A 19,754-nucleotide genomic window follows, 5' to 3' on the forward strand; every position below is an offset into this window, starting at 1 on the left:
CACCTAGTTTTTATTATACCTTGTTTTTATTTGATTGGATAGTGGGCATGCAGATAGTTCGCCACGACAGTTCTTAAAACGTCTGGAAATAAAAATTCGACTTCTCCAACTAACTCAATCGTTGGGAAAAACGGAACAAATTGAAAGTGATCCACTGTTGTCAGCGTATACTTCTGCTCTGGCTGAATAGGTTTCCCTTGCCAAAAAACGGTCTGGCTATTTCGCTCAAAACGAATCCCATCATAACATAATTCGCCAAAAATTTTCCCGCGGAAGCCCATCCCGCGAATCGGAAATTTCCGCAGAAATTGACGACTTTTTTCCATTTCACGAATCAAACGGCTCATGTCTGACCCTTTCAAGGTAACCTTGATTAAATGCATTGGATGAGGCAAGGCCTCATGTAATTGGTCTGCATTGATTATTCCTTCTGGTAAATCTGCTAAAAATAACCCGTTGTTTAACACAGCCGCTTCGGTCTGCCCCGCTTCTTTTAACGCCTTCAAGGCAACAGTTATAAAGGCATGCGGTTGCCGTAAGTCCGTTGACAAGGTTTCAGGGATTTGTGCAATTTGCTGCGCTTGCAATAGTCGATGACCTTCCGTTAAGTAACCCGCAATTTCCTTGGCATCAGTTGCTTGCTCTTCTAAACTTGCTGTTTCAATCGTTTTTGCATAACTTGTGACTTGCTTCGTGTCGGTATCCACAAACAGATGCACTTCACCAATATACTGTCCATATTTGCCAGCAGCTGCTAGTTGTACATGATTAATTTTTTCACCATCTTTAAATAAATGATGTGTATGGGAACCTAAGATCACTTGAATTTCAGGATAATTCGCCGCAATCATAAAATCAGTATCTATCCCCAAGTGACTAAGCAAAATGAGAACATCACATTGAGGCGCAACTTCTGTAATGAGTTGAGGAAGGGCTGCTTCCACTTGTTTGATTGTCCAGCCATTGGGATTATACGTTAAAGGAAATGGTGCGGTTAAGCCAATAAACCCTAACTTTGTGCCTTCTTTAGTTGTCATAATTTTATATGCTTGACAAAAATCTGGTAACGTTTGGGTTTTTGGGTCTTCTAAATTAGCTAAGACCACTTCAAATGTTGCCTGATCATATAAATGCTCTAATTGTTTCTTTGAATTGCCGATTCCTTCATTATTTCCAATTGTAACCAGATCATACGCTAATGTATTCATTATAGCTACATTTGCTCGACCATCTGTTGCTTCGGTCAAAGGATGACCCCGATCTGAAAAGTCACCTAAATCAATGGTTACGACTGTTTTGCCCTCTTTTTGGTACAGCGAACGTTCGGCTTTAACCAGACGCCGTATTTTGGGCCAATTTTCAAAGTGAGAATGAAGATCATTGGTATGAAACAACACAATCTCTTCCACTAAAATCGCCTCCTTTATTCAGCGCTCTGATTAATAGTACCATATTTATAGAAGAAAGTTACAAAAAAGAACAGATGACTTTAGAAGAATTTCTCCTAAAATCACCTGCTTTTATCAGGACGAACTATGCGTTATTTTTGGGACGCTTGCGTTGCGTCGCTTCCATGATAACTGGTAAGATCACAGGACGACGTTTGGTTTGTTCAAATAAATAACGGCTTAAGTTTTCGCGGATTTCTTGTTTCAGTTTGCTCCATTCAAAATCGTCACTTTCTAAATGTTTTTCAACAATTTCTGTAACAATATTGCTACTTTCTTTCATTAGGTCTTTACTTGTTTTAACGTAAACAAAACCTCTAGAAGTAATTTTAGCTGGTGAAACAATTCGTTTTTCTCGGCGATTAATTGTCACAACAGCCACAAAAATACCATCTTCGGAAAGAATACGACGATCTCGTAAAACGATATTACCAATATCGCCGACACCAATCCCGTCAATCATAATATTTTCGGCCGTTGTGCTGCCAGCTACCGACATTCTACCTTTTGTATACTCTAAAATGTCCCCACGACCTGTAATAAAGATATCTTTATAAGGCATGCCAATTTCGTGTGCTAAGTCCGCATGCGCAGCTAACTGACGGTATTCACCTTGGACAGGAATGAAATATTTTGGTTTCATTAAGTTCAGCATCAATTGCAAGTCATTCGGATTAGCGTGACCAGACACACGTAAATTGTCGGAAATTTGCTTCACCGTAGCACCGGCCCGATAGACAATATCCTCTGTTTTGGCAACCGTTGTTTCCATGGCCGTTGTCGGCGTTGTCGTAATATAAACTAAATCGCCTTCTTCAATTCGAACGACACCATGTGTATTATTAGCCATTTTTTGAAGTGACTTAATCGGTTCTCCCATCCGGCCTGTTTCTAAAATTAATAACTGTTCGGGTGCATATTTTTTCATTTCTTTTGGTTTCACTAATAGATCTTCGCTTGGCAATTGTAATTTTTCCAATTTCATCGCCGTCCGAATAATCCGTTCAAAATCTTGGCCTGTCAAAAAGACTTTACGACCAGAACGATCCGCTGCATTCAATACTTGTTGGACCCGTTGCAAATTACTTGCCACACATGCCACGATGATTCGTCCTTCCCAATAGCGAATCGTGTCGAACACTTCATCAGCGATTTGGGCTTCCGATGCAACTTGGGCTGGGTTTTCAGCATTTGATGAATCACTAAGTAACGCCAAGACGCCTTCTTTCCCAATTTCAGCTAAGCGGCCGTAATCGGTTTGATACATCTCAATCGCACTTTGATCAAATTTAAAATCACCAGTATAAACAATGTTGCCTTCTTTTGTTTTGATGCTAACGCCAATCGAATCTGGAATGGTGTGCGTTGTTTTAAAGAAGCTCACCGTTGCTTGACCAAAATCAATTTCTGTATGCGGGTCAATCACATGGAAATCTTTAAATTTCTTCGTTTCCGCATGACTGTTGACACTTAGTTTTGCTAGTTCAATCGTTAATTCTGTCCCAAAAACAGGCACTTGAATTTTTGAAAGCAAATACGGTAAGGCCCCAATTGCATCTGCATGGCCATGTGTTAAAAAGACCCCTGCAATTCGTTCACTATTTTCTTCTAAATACGTAAAATCCGGAATGACAACGTCAATTCCTAAAAGTTCGTTCTCTGGATATTGTAATCCACAATCCAGTACAAAAATTTCATCTTCCACTTCAGCAACGTACATATTTTTTCCATTTTCACGAACGCCGCCTAATGGAACGATTTTTATTGTACTCACTCTTTTCACCTCTCTATGATTACACGTTCTTTAAATCTCTAACGTGCGAATAATTCTTTGCTCTTCTTCTGGTGTACAAGCAACTAGAGGTAAACGTAAATTTCCAACAGGAATACCTAAATGATTTAAGGCCGCTTTCACGGGTGCCGGCGAAGGCACTGAAAACAAGGCGTTCATTTTTGGTAATAACTGTCGTTGAATTTTAGCCGCTTCCGGCAAGTTCCCCTGCTCCAGCGCTTGATACATCTCATACATTGACGAACCGAAGACATGACTGGCTACCGAAATAACCCCTTGTCCGCCAAGTGCCTTGGTGGCAAAAGCCAACCCGTCTTCTCCAGTATACACTAGAAAGTCTTTTGGCGCTCTTTCAATCAACTCAGTAATTGCATCTAACCCTGCACATTCTTTAATCGCCACAATTTTTTCCAATTGTGCTAAGCGCAAAGTAGTTTCCACTTCTAGACATGCAGCCGTTCTACCAGGAACATTGTACAAAATAATTGGTAGTTCACTTGCTTCTGCGATGGTTTTAAAATGTTGATACATACCTTCTTGATTTGGTTTATTATAATAAGGAACAACCGCCAAAACAGCATCGATACCAGCGATTGTCGCTAACTCTTTCACAAAAGCGACTGAGTCACGTGTATCATTCGTACCTACACCACAAATAATCGGAATACGTCCATCGATCAGTTCAATCATTCGCTGGAATAATTGTAATTCTTCTTCATGAGTTAACGTGGGTGATTCACCAGTTGTTCCTGCTAAAATAACGCCTTCTGTATGATTGGCCAATAAATAGTCTACCAATTGCGGTAGTTTATCAAAATCTATTTCTCCCGATTCTTGAAACGGCGTAACCATTGCCGTAATAATTGTTGCATTCGTTAAATCCATCCTATTCCCTCCCGAGTATACAATACAAACCTTCTAGTCGTTTTCAGGTACACGAAGCAAATTCATTTCGTGTAGCGTTTCAGCAATTTGGACCGAGTTCCAAGCAGCTCCTTTTAATAGGTTGTCTGACACAATCCATAAATGGAAACCGTTCTTCACGTCAACGTCTTGACGAATACGGCCGACAAATGTTTCTTTCTGGTTGACGCTATTTAGCGCTTGTGGATATAGTTGTTCACTTGGCTCATCTTGCAAAATTACACCTGGAGCTTGCGCCATTAATTCTTGGATGGCTGAGACCGATGCATCTGCTTGTTTCACTTCTATATAAACAGACTCAGAATGTCCTGAAATTACCGGAATACGGACACAGGTGGCAACGACTTTTAGCTTGTTGTCTCCCATGATTTTTTTTGTTTCATTCATCATTTTCCATTCTTCGTAGGTATACCCTGCTTCTGAAAAAACATCAATTTGAGGCAACGCATTAAAAGCAATTGGATAATGTTTTTCGTCACTGCCAGCTGGTAAAATTTCAGCTGACCATTCGCTGACAGGTTTTCCCTCTAAAAAATCTTCAGCTTGTTCTTTTAGCTCATTAATCGCACCGATACCTGCGCCACTCACAGCTTGATACGTTGAAACGATGATTCGTTCTAAGCCAAACGCTTGCCGAATTGGTTCTAAGGCCACCATCATTTGAATCGTAGAACAATTGGGATTTGCGATGATTCCCTGATGATTTTTCAAGGCTTCCGGGTTCACTTCTGGAACAACTAAAGGAACATCTTTTGCCATTCTAAAATGGCTAGTGTTGTCAACAACAACAGCTCCGCGCTTAACTGCTTCTGGTGCAAACTTTTCGGAAATACTCCCACCAGCACTAAATAATGCTAAATCGATTCCTTCAAATGATTCCGGGACTAATTCTTCCACGATAAGAGGTTGCCCTTTAAACTGAATCTCTTGTCCAGCAGAACGCTTAGACGCCAATAACCTCACACTGGCAATTGGCAAACTTGTTTCTGCTAACAATTCAATCATTCTTGTCCCGACAGCACCTGTTGCTCCTACCACGGCAACATGATATTCTTTTCCCATATTTTCATACTCCCCTCTTACCTTCTTGTAAAAGCTACTTGTCCTATTTTACCATAGTATTGAAAAAACCTACATAGTCAAAAAAATGATTTTTTTATTTTCCCATGATATTTTAAAACTATTACCCATCAAAGGACTATCCATTGACTTTTGACTTAAATTTGTTATAGTTAAAACGAATTTAATTATAAAGGGAGCGAAATTTCATGGCACGCGTAGAAAGTTTTGAATTAGATCACAACACAGTAAAAGCACCATATGTTCGCCTTGCTGGCACAGAACAAAATGGTGATGCGTTAGTCGAAAAATATGACTTACGTTTCTTACAACCAAACAAAGATGCCCTACCAACAGGCGCATTACACACGTTGGAACATTTATTAGCAGTTAACATGCGTGATGAATTAAAAGGAATCATTGACATTTCGCCAATGGGTTGCCGCACTGGTTTTTATATGATTATGTGGGATCAACATTCACCACAAGAAATCCGTGATGCATTAGTCAACGTTTTAAACAAAGTAATCAATACAGAAGTTGTTCCAGCAGTCTCTGCAAAAGAGTGTGGAAACTACAAAGATCATTCTTTATTTGCAGCGAAAGAATATGCAAAAATTGTCTTAGACCAAGGAATTAGTTTAGATCCATTTGAACGTATTCTGTAATCTTTAGCAATTAACGACAGAGAAACCCACTATTAAGCTGTGGGTTTTTCTGTTCTCTTTCTTAATTTAAACGGAGGTTTTTTATGAATCAAACAATCGAACAATTACTAAGTCACCGTTCCGTTCGTCATTTTAAAAAGCAAGCGTTAACGGACAAGCAGAAACAACAGTTAATTACTGCAGCTCAAGCAGGATCAAGCTCCAATTTTTTACAAGCTTATACAATTATAGAAATCAAAGATCCTGAGCTACGCAGAGAATTGGGACGTTTAGCGAATTGCGAAGACTATGTCGTTAACACTGGTGTGTTCTATGTTTTTGTTGCTGATTTGTATCGTCATGCAACGATTTTGTCAAAAGAGGGGCAATCATTGGAACCCTTAAAGACACCAGAATCATTATTAGTAGCTACCGTTGATACAACGATTGCTGCGCAAAACATGGCCATTGCGGCTGAATCTATGGATTTAGGGATTTGTTATATTGGCGGCATTCGAAATGACTTAGACACAGTAGCCAAACGCTTATCTTTGCCTGAATTAACTGTACCACTTTTCGGATTAACAATCGGTGTACCAGAAACGTTAAATGGTGTAAAACCACGGATGCCTTTTGAAAATATTTTAAGCGAAAATCACTACCAATCAGACAAATTGACAGATATGCACACATATGATGAATTATTAAAAGATTATTATGCCAGCCGCTCAAGTAACGCCCAAACAGCGGATTGGTCACAGAAATCTTTGTCCTATTTTTCTTATAATCGTCGCCCAGAAGTAAAAATTTTCTTGCAAAAACAAGGATTTGATGTCTAAACAAAAGAGCGTGGGCTTACGTTGAAATAACGTAAGCCCACGCTCTTTTGTTAATTTTTATTTATCTTTACTAAATTTGTCTTTTAAGTCTTCAAAGCCTTCTTTAACTTTATCAGTTAATTTTTCAGCGCCTTCTTTAAGGTCGTCGCCGGCATCACGTGCTTTGTCTTTTACGTCAGCAAAGGTTGATTGAGCTTTTCCTTCAAGTTCTTTGCCTTTATCATCCGTAACTTTGCCTTGCGCTTCTTTTGCAGTACCTTCTACTTTATCTTTTGCATCGTCAAAACGTCCTTTTAAATCTGCCATGCTAATCCCTCCTAAATAATTAATTACATAATAAGAGTATCATTCTTAGCCATTTCCTTCAAATATAATGCATGAACTGCGAATAAATGGTTATTTTTGAGCTATTAAAGCTTTTTTTGCCAAGGCAAAGCAACCAATTGTTCCTGGATTATCTTCTAAAAGAGGCGTCACCAAGTATTTTTCTAAAGGCGGTGTTTCCACGTATCCATTGACTAATTCAGCAAATTTTTCACGAACTTTCGGCATCAAATGACGTTGTTTCATGACGCCGCCACCTAAAATAATCACTTCTGGCGCTAATAATAAAGTCGTATTGTACGCCGCTTGCGCTAAATAATAAGCTTCTAGTTCCCAAGTTTGGTGATCCTCTTCCAATAAATGACCTTTTTTACCAGAACGACCTTCAACTGCTGGTCCTGCTGCAATCCCTTCTAAACAATCTCCATGATAAGGACAATTTCCTGCATACGTATCTTCAGGATGACGACGGACTAACGCATGCCCCATTTCTGGGTGGCTAAAGCCTTCAATAAACTCACCGTTTTGAATCGCTCCAGCGCCAACACCAGTTCCAATTGTATAATATACACAACTAGATGTATGTTGCCCATTTCCAGCAACATACTCACCATATGCCGCAGCATTCACATCCGTTGTCCAAGCCATTGGCACATCAAAATGTTGTTTCATAGTTCCTAACAAGTCAAAGTTACGCCAAGCTAATTTTGGTGTAGAAGTGATATAACCATACGTAGGAGAATCAACGTGAATATCAATCGGACCAAACGAACCAATCCCAATCGCTTTTAAAGGATATTGTTGGAAAAATTCTATTACTTTTTTCATTGTTTCTTCTGGGGTTGTTGTGGGAAAACTGACACGTTCCACAATGGTCAAATCATCTGTCCCAACGCCACATACAAATTTTGTGCCACCGGCTTCGATACTTCCTAAAAGTTTTTCTGTCATTGCAATATGCTCCTTCGTTTCCATTTTATAAGTAAGCGGATACATTACTTTTGATTAAATAACTAACATACACGTTTAGTTTACCACTTTTTTTTCGTTTCGACAGAACAATTTAACAATTTCAGTCAGGTTGCCCAATGAAATCTGGCAAGTTGCTAAAGAGCATTTTCCTAAAACAAAAAACGAGCATTCACGGTTATCTAACAATGAATGCTCGTTTTTTGTTTATTGATTCTTTAGCGAAAAATATAACAATAGTCCGATTGTAATCCACCCACCACTAAGTAAAAGCATTAACCAACTTAAAAGCGTTTCTTTTAGAATACTTCTGGGTTCTTTTGCATGCTGAATAAAACTCATACTAGTCAGCAAAGAAAAGAGGAAAAACATAAAACAAATGACCGCTAAACCGCCAGACAACCAAAACCAACTAGCCATTATTCTCACTCTCCTTTTCGCTTGTTTTTTGATAATTATTGCGCCAAATGACACTATAAATTGCCCCAATTGTGATTACTAACAACGTGTAGAAAGTCGGTAACCACCATGTAGGTAGGACCCATTTGACCGTAGCTTCTTGATTCAATTTTTTTGCTTCACGAGTGTTAATCGTAAATTCTTGTTGAAAAGGCCAAGACTGTTGTTCATCTTGTTGTAAAATAGCACGTCCTGTAAATATATAAGTCCCAGCATCTAGCGGTTGTTTACCCAAATCAAGATGAAAATTCATGGAACTATTTGGGGCAAAGCGAACATTTTTTAGTATCCGTTGTGCAATTTTTTTAGAGGATCCTTTTTTTATCACTTGACCTTCTAAACGAACTTCTGGAAAAATAGCAGCATATGGATTTTGAATGACCGCCTTTAGCGATTTGGCCCCTAAAGCAATTGTAGGTGTTACTTTCGCTAATTTCAGTTGGTTCACCTCTGTTAAAGGAGCATTCTCAGCACTCCTCATGGCAATCGCAACATTAAACCCGTAGCGACTGGTTAATCCCATTGTTTGGTTCTCTTCCTCTGTTTTTTCATCTTTGAGATGCGCATAAACCCCGCCTAAAACAACTCCTTTGATAGGCTGATCAAGTCCCTTCACCTTCATCTTTGCTGATACTGTTTGATGAGGCGGCACACTCACTTCCTCATTTTCTAAAGTAACCAAGTCTGTCAGCGGAACCTTTAACGATGAATCAAGTGGTTTATCAAAATCATTGTACACAATCAACCCATTATCATTTGTTGATGCATTTGCTAGAGTCAATACGATGGACAATTTTTCGTCTGTCTTATTTTTTATGTCTAAGACAATAGTGGAAGATTGCTTTGGTGCCAGAATTAAATCATAATAACTAGATGTTCCTGACACTTGATTTTCTGGTAAAACAGGCGTTACTGTAAATTTAGTCTTCATTTCTTCTGTAGCTTCTACTTTTGGAACAATAATAAAAAATGTAAAAAACAGAAATAGACAGAAAACACCGACTTTTTTTCTACTCATTTCTTCAAGATCTCCTTTATAAAGCTGAATGTACCTACTAGTCTAACAAACCAGCGAAACAACGCTGATCAATCTTTGTCCTTTGGGAAGGATAATCTTGAAAAGAAAGAAGAAAAGATTGTTAAGTTACTTTATTTCTTTTCTCTGAATTAAAACTACATATTTAACGCAAAAATAGAGGTTTCCCACCACAGTGGAAAACCTCTATAAACCTTGTCATAACAATGTTTTGAAAGACTATGCGTCTGGATTTGCGTTTTCGTCTTTGAGACCGTATTTTTTGTTGAAACGGTCCACACGTCCGTCGGCTTGTGTGAATTTTTGACGACCAGTGTAGAATGGGTGTGAGTCTGAAGTAACCTCAACACGTAATAATGGATAAGTGTTGCCATCTTCCCATTCAACAGTTTCTGAAGATCCTTTAGTTGAACCTGAAAGGAATTTGAAACCTGTTGTTGAATCCATGAATACTACTGGTTGGTAATTTGGATGGATATCTTGTTTCATACGTTTTTTTCGCTCCTTTGCCCTGATCCATTTGCTGTATCAGAGTTATTTTGTCGGTATACAACAATGCTATCTTACCATGTTTTCAGTTGGTATGCAATTATCTTTTTGGATTTCTTTTAATTTGTTTGCCAAATGAAACATCATGGAAAACTTCAAATAATTGTTGATTATTTTGGGTCCGTTTTAACATTTTTATGAATTGATCCGTATATTCCAGCGAGTCTCCTGACATATTATTTCTCAATTTCCACGTTTCTTCTAGTTGTTCTGGTGTCATCAGCAACTCTTCTTTTCGCGTACTTGATTTTTTAATATCAATTGCTGGGAAAATACGGCGCTCTGCTAATTCACGAGATAAATGGAGCTCCATGTTGCCTGTGCCTTTGAATTCTTCATAGATGACATCATCCATTCGGCTACCTGTATCCACCAATGCCGTGGCTAAAATAGTCAGACTGCCCCCTTCTTCGATATTTCTGGCAGCACCAAAAAATCGTTTAGGTTTGAAAAACGCAGCTGGATCTATTCCGCCACTTAAGGTTCGACCACTAGGCGGGACCACTAAATTATAGGCCCTTGCTAAACGAGTGATGCTGTCCATTAAAATAACTACGTCCCGTTTGTCTTCAACTAAGCGCATTGCTCGATCCAGAACCAATTCAGCAACTCGCGTATGATTTTGTGGTTGTTGATCAAAAGTTGAAGAAACCACATCGCCTTTAACGCTTCGCTCTAAATCAGTCACTTCTTCAGGACGCTCGTCAATTAACAACAGAATCAATTCCACATCAGGATGATTTTCTGTAATCCCATTAGCAATTTCCTTTAAAACACTTGTTTTTCCCGCTTTTGGCGGCGCTACAATTAAACCACGTTGCCCAAAACCAATTGGGGCAAATACATCAATCATTCGTGTTGATAATCTGCCAGCCGTTGTTTCTAACGTTAATTGTTTTTCAGGATACAACGGTGTTAGCGCTGGAAAATGTGGCCGCTCTTTCGCTTCTTCAGGATCTTTCCCATTGACACTTTCAACATGCATGAGTCCATAGTAACGTTCTGATTCCTTTGGCGGACGCGCCTTGCCAGCTACTTTGTCCCCATTTCTCAATCCGAAACGACGAATTTGAGAAGAAGAAATATAAATGTCTTCTGCACTTGGTCCATAATTAATTGGCCGCAAAAAGCCATAACCATCCTGAGAAACAATATCTAAAATTCCTTCCATGAAGAAAAACCCTTGCTTCTCAGCTTGTGCACGAATCACAGCTAAAGACAATTCTTTTTTGTTCATTTGGCTATAATAAGGAATTTTAAACTCTTTCGCGTACGCATAAATATCTTTTAACGTACTGTTTTCCAATTCAGCCATTGTTAAATAGTCGCTCATTGATCCACCTCAAACGGACCTTCTTGTTCTTCGGTTTCTAGCATTTGAATATCAGCACCCAAAGCAGTTAACTTTTCGATAATGTGGTCGTACCCACGTAAAATATATTCTACATTATAAATCGTGGTCGTACCTTCAGCCATCAAGCCGGCAGTGACTAGGCAAGCGCCTGCCCGTAAATCAGAGGCGACTACTTCTGCACCGTGCAATTGATTTGGGCCATTTAAGATAATCATATTGCCTTCAACCGAAGCATCAGCCCCCATCCGCACTAACTCAGGGATATGCTTATTTCGTTGAGCATAAATCGTATCAATAATTTCACCAGTTCCTTGCGCTTTTAAAAGTAATGGCGTTAACGGTTGTTGCAAGTCTGTGGCAAAACCAGGATACGGATAGGTTTTCACCGTCGTCATTTTCAGATCATGTGACGGATGAACTTCAATCATGTCTTCTTCAATTGTCATCTTAACGCCCATTTCTTGCAATTTCGCAATGAAGCTTTCTAAATGCTCATAAATAACATTTCGAACCTTGATTCCTTCACCCATAGCTGCTGCCATAGCTAAATAAGTCCCAGCTTCAATTCGATCTGGAATAATCGAGTGACGACAGCCATGTAATTCTTCGACACCTTCAATCCGAATAACGTCCGTTCCAGCTCCTCGGACTTTTGCACCCATGTTATTTAATAATGTAGCAATATCAATAATTTCTGGCTCACGCGCAGCATTTTCAATAATCGTTTTGCCTTTGGCTTTAACTGCGGCTAACATGACATTGATTGTAGCGCCAATAGATACCATATCCATAAAAATTCGTGTTCCTTGTAAGCCAGCTTCGTCTGTTCTCAAGTACATCGCCCCATGTTCGTTGGTTACATGAGCGCCTAATGCTTCAAATCCTTTGATATGTAAATCAATTGGACGAGGTCCTAAGTAACAACCGCCAGGTAAGCCGACAACGCCTTCCCCAAATCGACCAAGAAGTGAGCCCATAAAATAATAGGACGCACGTAAGCTATTGATTTTTCCTTTTGGCATAGGTACAGAAACAACTTCTGTTGGGTCAATAATTAATGTATTATTTTCAAAAGTAATTTTAGCACCCATAATTTCTAAAATTTCAATTAATGAGTGAACATCCTGAATGTCAGGAACGCCATCTAAAGTCACGGGCGAATCTGCTAAAATAGCAGCTGGAATTAAAGCGACCACACTATTTTTGGCGCCGCTAATGGTTACTTCGCCTTTTAATGGACGATTCCCATTGATTACGATTTTTTTCATTTATATTCTCACCTATCTGTAATATACGTTTTCTAAATAAACTACCCAATCATTCTATCATAATCAAGCTTAAGAAAAAAGAAAACTTCTCAGGTATTTTAATAGAATGAAAAAATAACAAAAAATAAAAAAGACAGCCACGTGCTGTGGCTGTCTTTAACGTAACTAGTTGATTAAGCTTTGTTAGCTGAACCGAACCAATCAATGTGTTCTTCTGCATCTTTGATGATTGCAGCTTTACCTGGTGCTAATAATTTACGAGGGTCAAATCCTTTACCTTCTAAATCTTTACCAGCTTCAATATATTCGCGCGTTGCTTTAGCGAATGATAATTGGAATTCTGTATTTACGTTAACTTTTGAGATACCCATTGAAATTGCTTTTTCAATTTGTTCTTGAGGAATACCAGAACCTCCGTGTAATACTAGAGGTACATCAGAACCGACAGCTTCAGCAATTGCTTGTAAGTGATCAAATGCTAAACCTTTCCAGTTTTCTGGATATTGACCATGGATGTTACCGATACCACATGCTAAGTAGTCAATACCTGTAGCAACCATTTGTTTACATTCTTCGATATCAGCTAATTCGCCAGTACCGATGATTCCGTCTTCTTCACCACCGATTGAACCAACTTCACATTCAACAGAAATACCTTTAGCGTGAGCTTTTTCAACTACATCTTTCGCTAATTTTAAGTTTTCTTCGAATGGTAAGTGAGAACCATCAAACATGATTGAAGTATAGCCAACTTCGATACATTCTAAAGCAGCTTCGTAGTCACCGTGGTCTAAGTGAATTGCTACTGGAACTGTGATATTCATTGAGTCTACTAAATTAGTAATCATGTCTTTAGCTACTTTGTAGCCACCCATGTATTTAGCAGCGCCCATTGATGTTTGGATTAGAACTGGTGCTTTTTTAGCTTCTGCTGCTTCTAAAATCGCTTGTGTCCATTCTAAGTTATTTGTGTTATAGCCACCTACTGCATAGCCGCCTTTACGTGCTGCTTTTAAGAATTCTGCTCCTGATACTACTGGCATAAAAAATTCCTCCTAAGTTTTTAAAAACTTTATTTGTTAGGTGTTCCCTAACCAACGGTTCTATTTTAGCAGAATTCCTGACACTTTTCTAGTAAAATTCCCTTTTTCAGAAAATTTTTGTCTATTCTTTCACATAACCTTCATTTTTATAAAAAAACCTCCAGTTTTCCCGTTAAGACTTTGGGACCTGAAGGCCGACTTGCTATTTTAATTTTTTCTTTGGTGGATAACGTTTCACCTTGTAGGATTGAAGCTCAGGAAATGTTCCTGTACTATGAAAAATCCGTTGTTCATCTTCATTGGCAAAACGCCCTAAAACCGATTGTGTTGGTAAAATATTTACAAAGGCATTCTCATCGATACTGTAAACTGCTTGTTCTAAATCATAGAGCTCGTAGCGAGTAATGACCATCATAATCATCCGACCTTCTGCACCTGAATAGCCGCCGATTGAAGGCAACAAGGTCATGCCACGAGCGATTTGTTGAGAAACTTCTAAGGCAACGGCTTCTGGTCTCGTGGTGACAATCATTGCTGTGACTTTTTGGTGACTGGTATGAATCATGTCGACCACCTGACTCAAACAGTAAATAGAAATAATAGTATACAACGCACTTTCCCAGTTAAATACAAAACCAGCCAACAGCACAATAATACCATTTAATAAGAACATAAAATTACCAACGGTTTTCCCTGTTGTTTTTGAAAGAATCAGTGAAATAATGTCCATGCCGCCAGTGTTAAAGCCCATTTTCAATGAAAGCCCTGCGCCAACGCCGACTAAGACACCACCCATAATTGCGTTCATCAAAGGATTCGTTGTGACTGTTACGATTGGCACAAACATAGTGACAACGGAAATGCCAATAACATTGATGAAACTAAGAATCGTTGATTGTTTCCCTAATTTTACAAACCCTAGAATGAAGACGGGAATGTTTAAAAATAAAATGAAGATCCCTGTGTTAATATGGATTCCTAAATTTGTATATAATAATGTAGCAATGATTTGCGCAATTCCGTTCATCCCTGCCGAAAAAACTTTTGCCGGAATCAAAAAGAAATTCAAACCGACCGCAGAAGTCAAAGCGGTTATCGCCATCACTGCTATTTTTTTTATCGATTCATTCCTTTGGTAAGTACTAACCAATCGACTCATTTTTCTTCGCTCCTTCGCTATTCTTCTGACTTAGAATAACAGGTTCTATCCTAAAAGAAAAGGGGCTAAAAGCGAACATTGAAAAAAATTTTTTTGCAACGTTTCCATGAAAGAATGCGAGAAGATATCCCTAAAAATTGATCTTCTTATTTCTCTATTCAAAATGATTCTAGCCTAACCTTTTTTACTATTTCATGATATGATGAAGCAAAGAATATTTTAGGAGGTTTTTACATGGCTGCAAAAGAAGCAAGTTTTGATGTAGTTTCAGAGGTCAATATGGAGGAAGTCAAAAACGCGATTCAAATTGCCTTGAAAGAATTGAAAAATCGCTTTGACTTTAAAGGGTCAATTGCTGATATTAAATTGGAAAACGATAAACTAGTAGTCGTAGCTGAAGATGATTATAAAGTCGAGCAAGTGAAGGATATTTTATTTGGAAAATTAGTCAAACGCAATGTTCCGATTAAAAATATTCATTTCTCAGAAAGTGAAAAAGCCTTAGGCGGTACTGCTCGCCAATATGGTGATTTAATCAGTGGTATTGATAAAGAAAATGCAAAAAAAATCAACACAGCTATCAAAAACTCTGGGATTAAAGTTAAGTCACAAATCCAAGAAGAAAAAATTCGGGTAACTGGAAAAAGTCGGGATGATTTACAAAAAGTCATGGCTCTTTTACGAGAATTAGATTTACCAATGGCTCTTGAGTTTAATAATTATCGCTAAAAAAATCCTTCAACTGTTAATGAACAGTTGAAGGATTTTTTTGTTTTGGTACCGGCCATTCTTGATTATTCAATAAAACGATTGGTCGGCGTTGGATTTTCCCTGAAAAAGCGGCAATTGCTTTGAAAACCTTTGGCATAAAATAAAACGCATTTAATTCTTCTAAATCCAGTTCTTCTTCTGCCGTAAACGAGACACAAACCTCTTGTTCTGAAAGCATAATTTCAATTTTCTTTAAAAATTGAAGTTGCCGCATTCCCGGCACGAAATAACCAGCCTTTGCAACACGAGAGTTTGTAATATCTAATTTATCACTAATGATTAGCGCTAGCGTCATTAACTCTTCCGAATCAAAGCCGTTACTATGATTTTCTATAGAAGATAAAATTTCTTCTTGATAAGGCAAACAAATCTTTTGCTTACGAAAATATGCTTCTGCAAATTGTTTCCCACGAAGTGCATGTCCTGCTTTTCCTTGTAGCGCACCCACATCATGGAGCAGTGCCGCAATTTTTGCCGCCTCTAAATACTCCTCTGAAACAGCAAGTTGTTTCAAAATCATTTCCGTCATGGCTACGACATTGTTTACATGAAACCAATTATGGTATGCCCACCCAGCTTCTTCATCTTCCATTTGACCAATTGCATCATAAATTTGTCGAATTTCAGTATCTTGATGAATGCGTTCAAACAGCTTCATTTATTTTCTCCTTAAAATTAGTTACTGTTCCAAAAATTCTTTTAACTCTGCAGGATTTTTTTCGCTGTTTAAACCAACAATTAAACGAATCCGCGCTTTCGGTCCGTTTAAACCACGGGCAAAAACGACCCCCATTTTTTTCAAGCCAACGCCACCACCAGCATAATCATAGATATCTTCAGCGATGCCATTGGAACAACGAGAAACTAAAACGACTGGAATCCCGTTATCTAGCATTTTTTGTAATGCTGGGAGCGTTTCTGGCGGTAAATTACCCGCACCTAACGCTTCAATTACTAACCCATCCGTTTCTGGGGTGTTTAATAATTCAAACATTCGTTCACCCATCCCCGCATAGGCCTTCACTACGTGAACATTTCCTTTCACAGAAGAAACATCGCAAACTTCTTGCGGTAAGACCTCTTTCGCAAAAAAAGCACGTTCTTTCGCAATGGTTCCAATTGGTCCAAAAGTTGGCGTCCGAAACGTTGCTACGTTCGTTGTATGTGTTTTTGTCACATAACGCGCCGTATGAATTTCATCATTCATCACGACTAAAACACCTTTATCGTACGATTCGTCTGAACAAGCAGTCCAAATAGCACTGATGAAATTATACAAGCCATCACTACCGATTTCGTTACTTGACCGCATTGCTCCTGTTAAAACAATGGGGATTTTTTTCTCTAAGGTTATATCTAAAAAATAAGCTGTTTCTTCTAATGTATCTGTTCCATGCGTAATAACCACGCCATCAATTGGTTCAGAATAAGCTTTTTGAATCCGTTCTTTTAATTGAAACATCCGTTCTAAGGTCATGTGTGGTGAGGGGATATTAAAAATATCTTCGACAACTAAATGAACCTTGCCAGAAAATAATGCTTCTTGTTCCATCAACGGATTTTTTTCATTCGGGGCAACACTTCCTCCTGCTACTTTCGACATGGAAATGGTCCCACCTGTATGAAGGACTAAAATGGTCTTCATTTGTTTCCTCCTTTATTTTCTTTATTTTTTAACCAAAATTGTTTCACTTGTTGAATGAGTTGTTCATTGGTGTTTGCCTTTCGATGCGCCAACCAATGCGGCGGAAAGAAACGCTGGACACTTGGTAATTCAAATCGTTCGTCTAATAACAACACAAAGCCTTTATCTTGCGCATCTCGAATGACACGTCCAGCCGCTTGCAAGACTTTATTCATACCAGGAATTTGATACGCAAATTGAAACCCTTGCCCTCGCTCTTCTTGATAAAAAGTGCGAATCAGTTCTTGCTCTGGGTTCATTTGTGGTAGCCCGACACTAACAATTATCGTACCAATCAATCGGGTACCTTTCAAGTCAATTCCTTCTGAAAATATACCACCTAAAACACAAAAACCGATGAAAGTTTCTTGAGGATTCTCTTTAAATTCAGCTAAAAATGCTTCTCGCTCTTTTTCGTTTAAGTCCGTTCCCTGAATTTGAGTTTTTACTTGCGGGTAACGTTGGCTAAATACTTGATAGACATCATCCATATAGGCATAAGAAGGGAAGAAAATTAAATAATTACCTGTTTTTGTTTCACTTAACTTCCCTAAAAGTTCACTAATCTGTGGATAACTTTTTTCACGGTTTTTATAGGTTGTTTGAAGATGACTACCAATCATCAACAATTGATTTTCTTCTGGAAAAGGATACGGAATCCGATAACGTAGGCTTTCTTCACCTCCACCAAGCACTTCTTGATAATAATTCAGAGGTGTTAAACTTGCCGAAAATAAGATACTCGCTTTCCCTTTATCTAATCGTTGTGACAATAAATAAGCCGGATCGACACAAAATTGTTTCACAACGCAGTCATAGTTTCGCAAAGAAATAGACGTATAAAAGCCGTTGTCGTAATACTCGCTGATTCGAAGATAACTTAAACAATCAAAATAAAAACTGAGAATCGACGCCAATTCCTCAATGTGTTGATTTTCTGGCAACCATTCTGCAATTACTTCTGTTAATCGATGTATCTGTTTAACTAATGAATCAATTGGCGCACGTTGGGCAAAAAAATCCGTGTCTTTTTCTTCACAGATTGCTTCAATATCATCAAACGTAGTTAAGACTTTTTGACAAGCACTTTTCAATTGAACAGATTCTTTTTGCAATCTTTTTTGAATTTGCAAAACCGCATTCCTAGAAATAGCGGCCGAATACATCTCCCGTGAACGATTAACCAAATTATGGGTTTCATCCACTAAAAAAATATTCTCTTCTGCACTTTGGGGTTCTTCAAAGAAGCGCCGTAAATAAACCGTTGGATCAAATAGATAATTGTAATCGCCAATAATTAAATCACACCAAAGACTTGCATCTAGCGACAACTCGAATGGACACAATTGGTGCTTTTGTGCATACCGTTCAATAACCTCTCTCGTTAAATGATTTTCATGTTGCAATAAATCCCACAGTCCCTCATTTAAACGATCATAATAGCCGTCAGCAAACGGGCAATGTTCTGGTGTACAATTTCGTTCAGTTAAAAAACAAATTTTATCTTTTGCTGTTAACGTAATACTCTTAGTTTGCGCTTGTTTTTCGGACAGCGCTTTGACGGCATCTTCAGCCACTTGCCGCGTAATGGTCTTAGCTGTTAAATAAAAAATCCGTTCACCTTCTTCTTCACCAATTGCTTTCATCGCTGGAAAAAGAGTGGACATTGTCTTGCCTGTTCCAGTTGGTGCTTCCACGAAGAGCCGCTGTTTACTAAGAATTGTTTTATAGACGGCTACCGCCAATTCTCGTTGCCCTTTGCGATACTCCCCGTAAGGAAAACTAAGATTTTTTAATGATTTATTTCTCAAAATACGCCACTCTTCTTTAAAAATTACCCACTGTTCATAGCGCCTCATCAAATCAGTAAAAAACTCCGCTAATGCAGCTTCTGTAAAATGGCGTTCTTGTCGTGTGATTTGTTTTGTGGTGGTCTGATAATAAGTGAGTTGAAGCGTTATTTCAGAAAGTTGTTCTTGTTGGCAATACATGTGACCATAACACATCACTTGATACCAAAACAATTCGACCTTTTCTGGCGGCAATTCTTCAAACGCTGGCTCGGATGTTTTAATTTCATCAATGACCACTTGCCCAGTTTCTTTCACAAAAATGCCGTCTGCACGACCTTCTACACAATAATTATGGCCATTTAAAGGCACCTCAATTTTTAAAGATACTTCCTTTTGATAAAGGCTCCCCGCTTCCTTTTGCAACATTCGATGAAGGCGACTACCTTCTTGTGGTGTATGTTCACTCACATGGCGAGAATCGATACTTCCCCGCCTTAAAATAAATTCGACCACTTGACGCACCGCAATTTTTCTCGTTGATTTCACGTAATCCCACCTATCTGCCTCCCTATTATAGAACATACATTCGCTAAACAAAAGCAAAAAATCCAAAACGAACACAATCATGCGTTCATT

The 19,754-nt window shown here is 38.5% G+C and carries 19 protein-coding genes; 3 read left to right on the forward strand and 16 right to left on the reverse strand.

Translation table 11 applies throughout. The features are described 5' to 3' along the window. Positions 1-26: 26 nt before the first annotated feature. From IGK96_RS08515 to IGK96_RS08530, 4 genes are all read right to left on the reverse strand, one after another. Entirely contained in the window at positions 27-1,409 is a 1,383-nt protein-coding gene (locus IGK96_RS08515) for a bifunctional metallophosphatase/5'-nucleotidase (RefSeq protein ID WP_438756052.1), read from the reverse strand. Between the two features lie 124 nt (positions 1,410-1,533). Further along, positions 1,534-3,222: a ribonuclease J gene (locus tag IGK96_RS08520; protein WP_438756054.1), complete on the reverse strand. Its 1,689-nt coding sequence runs from the start codon at positions 3,220-3,222 to the stop codon at positions 1,534-1,536. A 30-nt stretch (positions 3,223-3,252) separates the two neighbouring features. Continuing rightward, on the reverse strand, positions 3,253-4,125 hold the full coding sequence (dapA, locus tag IGK96_RS08525) for a 4-hydroxy-tetrahydrodipicolinate synthase (RefSeq protein ID WP_002357957.1): 873 nt from the start codon (positions 4,123-4,125) through the stop codon (positions 3,253-3,255). 33 nt (positions 4,126-4,158) lie between these two features. Further along, positions 4,159-5,226 carry an aspartate-semialdehyde dehydrogenase gene (locus IGK96_RS08530; RefSeq protein ID WP_085443380.1) on the reverse strand — a complete coding sequence of 356 codons (1,068 nt, stop codon included), beginning with the start codon at positions 5,224-5,226 and terminating at the stop codon, positions 4,159-4,161. Between the two features lie 206 nt (positions 5,227-5,432). Between IGK96_RS08530 and IGK96_RS08535 the strand changes: the two genes are divergently transcribed. Beyond that, positions 5,433-5,891: an S-ribosylhomocysteine lyase gene (locus IGK96_RS08535; RefSeq protein ID WP_002357960.1), complete on the forward strand. Its 459-nt coding sequence runs from the start codon at positions 5,433-5,435 to the stop codon at positions 5,889-5,891. A gap of 83 nt (positions 5,892-5,974) precedes the next feature. Beyond that, a complete protein-coding gene (gene nfsA / locus IGK96_RS08540) occupies positions 5,975-6,709 on the forward strand; it encodes an oxygen-insensitive NADPH nitroreductase (protein WP_104846729.1) in 735 nt (244 codons plus the stop codon). Positions 6,710-6,766: 57 nt separating this feature from the next. Here the strand turns inward: nfsA and IGK96_RS08545 are convergent, their stop codons facing one another. The 9 genes from IGK96_RS08545 to IGK96_RS08585 all read right to left on the reverse strand — a co-directional run bounded on the left by IGK96_RS08545 (position 6,767) and on the right by IGK96_RS08585 (position 14,870). Then, positions 6,767-7,015 carry a YtxH domain-containing protein gene (locus IGK96_RS08545; RefSeq protein ID WP_002357962.1) on the reverse strand — a complete coding sequence of 83 codons (249 nt, stop codon included), beginning with the start codon at positions 7,013-7,015 and terminating at the stop codon, positions 6,767-6,769. 90 nt (positions 7,016-7,105) lie between these two features. Then, a complete protein-coding gene (gene scrK / locus IGK96_RS08550; RefSeq protein WP_010713508.1) occupies positions 7,106-7,984 on the reverse strand; it encodes a fructokinase ScrK in 879 nt (292 codons plus the stop codon). Between the two features lie 225 nt (positions 7,985-8,209). Next, positions 8,210-8,422, reverse strand: coding sequence for a hypothetical protein (locus IGK96_RS08555; protein ID WP_002357965.1), 213 nt, complete (start codon positions 8,420-8,422; stop codon positions 8,210-8,212). Further along, on the reverse strand, positions 8,415-9,479 hold the full coding sequence (locus IGK96_RS08560) for a DUF916 and DUF3324 domain-containing protein (RefSeq protein ID WP_104876265.1): 1,065 nt from the start codon (positions 9,477-9,479) through the stop codon (positions 8,415-8,417). Before IGK96_RS08560 ends, IGK96_RS08555 begins: the two co-directional genes overlap by 8 nt. A 237-nt stretch (positions 9,480-9,716) precedes the next feature. Then, the gene (locus IGK96_RS08565; RefSeq protein ID WP_002357967.1) at positions 9,717-9,986 is read right to left on the reverse strand and encodes a type B 50S ribosomal protein L31; all 270 of its coding nucleotides are present in this window, start codon (positions 9,984-9,986) and stop codon (positions 9,717-9,719) included. Between the two features lie 100 nt (positions 9,987-10,086). After that, positions 10,087-11,379, reverse strand: a complete 1,293-nt coding sequence (rho, locus tag IGK96_RS08570; RefSeq protein ID WP_002357968.1) for a transcription termination factor Rho — start codon at positions 11,377-11,379, stop codon at positions 10,087-10,089. Further along, entirely contained in the window at positions 11,376-12,668 is a 1,293-nt protein-coding gene (locus IGK96_RS08575; RefSeq protein ID WP_002357969.1) for a UDP-N-acetylglucosamine 1-carboxyvinyltransferase, read from the reverse strand. Before IGK96_RS08575 ends, rho begins: the two co-directional genes overlap by 4 nt. A 173-nt stretch (positions 12,669-12,841) precedes the next feature. Further along, entirely contained in the window at positions 12,842-13,711 is an 870-nt protein-coding gene (locus IGK96_RS08580) for a class II fructose-bisphosphate aldolase (RefSeq protein WP_002357972.1), read from the reverse strand. Between the two features lie 202 nt (positions 13,712-13,913). Then, positions 13,914-14,870, reverse strand: coding sequence for a YitT family protein (locus tag IGK96_RS08585; RefSeq protein ID WP_002381974.1), 957 nt, complete (start codon positions 14,868-14,870; stop codon positions 13,914-13,916). A gap of 234 nt (positions 14,871-15,104) precedes the next feature. On the opposite strand from IGK96_RS08585, the gene IGK96_RS08590 reads away from it, so the two are divergent. Then, on the forward strand, positions 15,105-15,599 hold the full coding sequence (locus IGK96_RS08590) for a YajQ family cyclic di-GMP-binding protein (protein ID WP_010823584.1): 495 nt from the start codon (positions 15,105-15,107) through the stop codon (positions 15,597-15,599). 16 nt (positions 15,600-15,615) lie between these two features. Here the strand turns inward: IGK96_RS08590 and IGK96_RS08595 are convergent, their stop codons facing one another. Genes IGK96_RS08595 through IGK96_RS08605 form a run of 3 tightly spaced genes read right to left on the reverse strand, consistent with a single transcriptional unit; the run spans position 15,616 to position 19,745 of the window. Continuing rightward, the gene (locus IGK96_RS08595; protein ID WP_085443082.1) at positions 15,616-16,299 is read right to left on the reverse strand and encodes an HD domain-containing protein; all 684 of its coding nucleotides are present in this window, start codon (positions 16,297-16,299) and stop codon (positions 15,616-15,618) included. 21 nt (positions 16,300-16,320) lie between these two features. Further along, the gene (locus IGK96_RS08600) at positions 16,321-17,286 is read right to left on the reverse strand and encodes an asparaginase (RefSeq protein ID WP_002357976.1); all 966 of its coding nucleotides are present in this window, start codon (positions 17,284-17,286) and stop codon (positions 16,321-16,323) included. Further along, complete coding sequence (locus IGK96_RS08605; RefSeq protein ID WP_161975121.1) at positions 17,283-19,745, reverse strand: ATP-dependent DNA helicase; 2,463 nt, start codon at positions 19,743-19,745, stop codon at positions 17,283-17,285. The genes IGK96_RS08600 and IGK96_RS08605 overlap by 4 nt, the downstream gene beginning before the upstream one ends. Positions 19,746-19,754: the final 9 nt, after the last annotated feature.

The organism is Enterococcus sp. DIV0682, from assembly GCF_051712685.1.
In the GTDB taxonomy this organism is placed as follows: Bacteria; Bacillota; Bacilli; order Lactobacillales; family Enterococcaceae; genus Enterococcus; species Enterococcus faecalis.